This is a genomic window from Parabacteroides sp. MSK.9.14 (assembly GCF_019041495.1).
In the GTDB taxonomy this organism is placed as follows: Bacteria; Bacteroidota; Bacteroidia; order Bacteroidales; family Tannerellaceae; genus Parabacteroides; species Parabacteroides merdae.
The window spans coordinates 1-1,653 of the sequence record NZ_JAHPXO010000104.1 but is presented as its reverse complement, the minus strand read 5'-3'; the positions used below and the strand labels follow the sequence as shown (position 1 = coordinate 1,653).

At 40.5% G+C, this 1,653-nt stretch carries 3 protein-coding genes; all 3 read right to left on the bottom strand.

Annotation, left to right across the window (positions count from 1 at the left end; genetic code table 11):
- Positions 1-166: 166 nt before the first annotated feature.
- The 3 genes from KTG12_RS21265 to KTG12_RS21255 all read right to left on the bottom strand — a co-directional run bounded on the left by KTG12_RS21265 (position 167) and on the right by KTG12_RS21255 (position 1,595).
- Positions 167-406, bottom strand: a complete 240-nt coding sequence (locus tag KTG12_RS21265) for an NVEALA domain-containing protein (RefSeq protein WP_005640603.1) — start codon at positions 404-406, stop codon at positions 167-169.
- 232 nt (positions 407-638) lie between these two features.
- Entirely contained in the window at positions 639-830 is a 192-nt protein-coding gene (locus tag KTG12_RS21260) for a DUF1573 domain-containing protein (protein ID WP_005640602.1), read from the bottom strand.
- A 27-nt stretch (positions 831-857) separates the two neighbouring features.
- The gene (locus tag KTG12_RS21255) at positions 858-1,595 is read right to left on the bottom strand and encodes a 6-bladed beta-propeller (protein WP_240142679.1); all 738 of its coding nucleotides are present in this window, start codon (positions 1,593-1,595) and stop codon (positions 858-860) included.
- Positions 1,596-1,653: the final 58 nt, after the last annotated feature.

Sequence of the window (1,653 nt, the reverse complement as noted above, 5' to 3'; positions counted from 1 at the left end):
GTAAACGGGAATCTTCGGCACTTTTTCTGACTGTTTGAAGCAAAATAAGTCACGTGTTTCAACAAAAAAGACGGCATCTCCTACAGAAAAACATCCTCAATACAACTCTCACAACCAACAAATGCAAAATTTAAACAGGCTCTAAGGCCTCTTGGCATAATTTTTATCAACAAGGACTGTATGCTCCAGAACAATCTAAGTAAGGATCATCTTTGCAACAACCATTTGGCTCATAAACGAGTTTACTATGTCCCCAATCCGGTCCATGTTCTCCTCTTGCTAACGCATCAATATTTTCCAATGCCAAGTCTGAGAGTTCAACTTCCTGTTTATTCTGCTGGTAATTCCAGTCAGCCGCTATGGCGATTGCAGCAAAAGCGATAACGCCCAAAATTTTCGTTCCCATTTTATTATTATTTTTAGGGATTTATCATTTTATTATTAATTGTGGTTCTTTCGTCCGGTACCATTTCCCGGAACGGGTGATTTCCTACCCTTTTGTTGTTTTCTCCAAATTTACTACTTTTGTCGTTACCTCCTTCTTTATTAGTTATTGAATGAGGAAAAATCGGGGAGTTTCTGCTTAGACTTGCAAGGTTCTGTGTGCAGGAACTCCTTTCTTTTCCCCGTTAATTATTTTATTTCACTGTCCCGATAAAACTCACCATCAGCGAGTTGTTCGGAATGTTCCCATAAATGTCTACCGTTCGGTAAAAATCGCCCGGCTGTTCCGCTTCGTAGCTGACCGTGATCGTTCCGCTCTCTCCCGGTTGCAGTTCTTTCCAATTGTACAAGAGGTCAGAATACTTAATATCATGAATAAGAAGCATGTTTTCATGGACGGTATGAATTGTTTATTAACGTTCGACAAGGACAATCACAGGATTATTCCCGTTTTCGGGTATTTCGTAATCGATCAGATATTTCCCGTCTGTCGATATGAAATGAGGCACGAAAGTACTTCCTTCCTTGAATCCGTAAGAATTGTCCGGATAGATGACCTTTTGATAAAACGTTTGTTGGGTATTTTTGTCATAGCTGTAAGTGTACGGATCAGTTACATCATGGTGAGCCAGATAAATGATACCGTCTTTCTCTCCAGTTGCAGCAAGCGCAATTTTGCCGTTGAAGAAGTCCCATTTTTTCATCAGTTGTTCAGCCGTGCAAGCAAACATGGCTTCTTTGGTCGCCTTGTATTTGCCTAACTCGACTACAGCATAAGGGACCAAATTCAAGCTTTCATCGACTTGGTAAATCGTGTCGTTGAATACTTCCTTGAAGGCGGGGACAAGCCCGTCAAACGCTTTCATTTCAGTAGGTATGCTATATACGACCATTGGTGATGCCGGTTCGAGTTTTTCCGTAACCGGAATCGTTTTGATGGCTGTTGTGTCCTGGAAAAAGACGAACCTAACTTTCTTTTGCCCGGTAAAATTATTTACATGCCCTAAGAATAGGTCCGTATTGGGAACGAGGAAAAAATTCATTGTATGCCGTATTTTGGGCTGAAACCACTTTCCTAAATATTCTCCTTGCCAGTTGTAAAGTGTGAAATCATAATTCCCATCTACGACAAACAGTGTATCATTTCGCAAAACTGTCTCGTCCTGATTTTGGTTGACTGTGTATTAAAAAAATCCTGTTATAGGTTGT

Excerpts from the sequence above, each read along its gene's own strand:
- KTG12_RS21260 (WP_005640602.1), bottom strand. The coding sequence starts at position 830 with ATGCTTCTTATTCATGATATTAAGTATTCTGACCTCTTGTACAATTGG.
- KTG12_RS21265 (WP_005640603.1), bottom strand. The coding sequence starts at position 406 with ATGGGAACGAAAATTTTGGGCGTTATCGCTTTTGCTGCAATCGCCATA.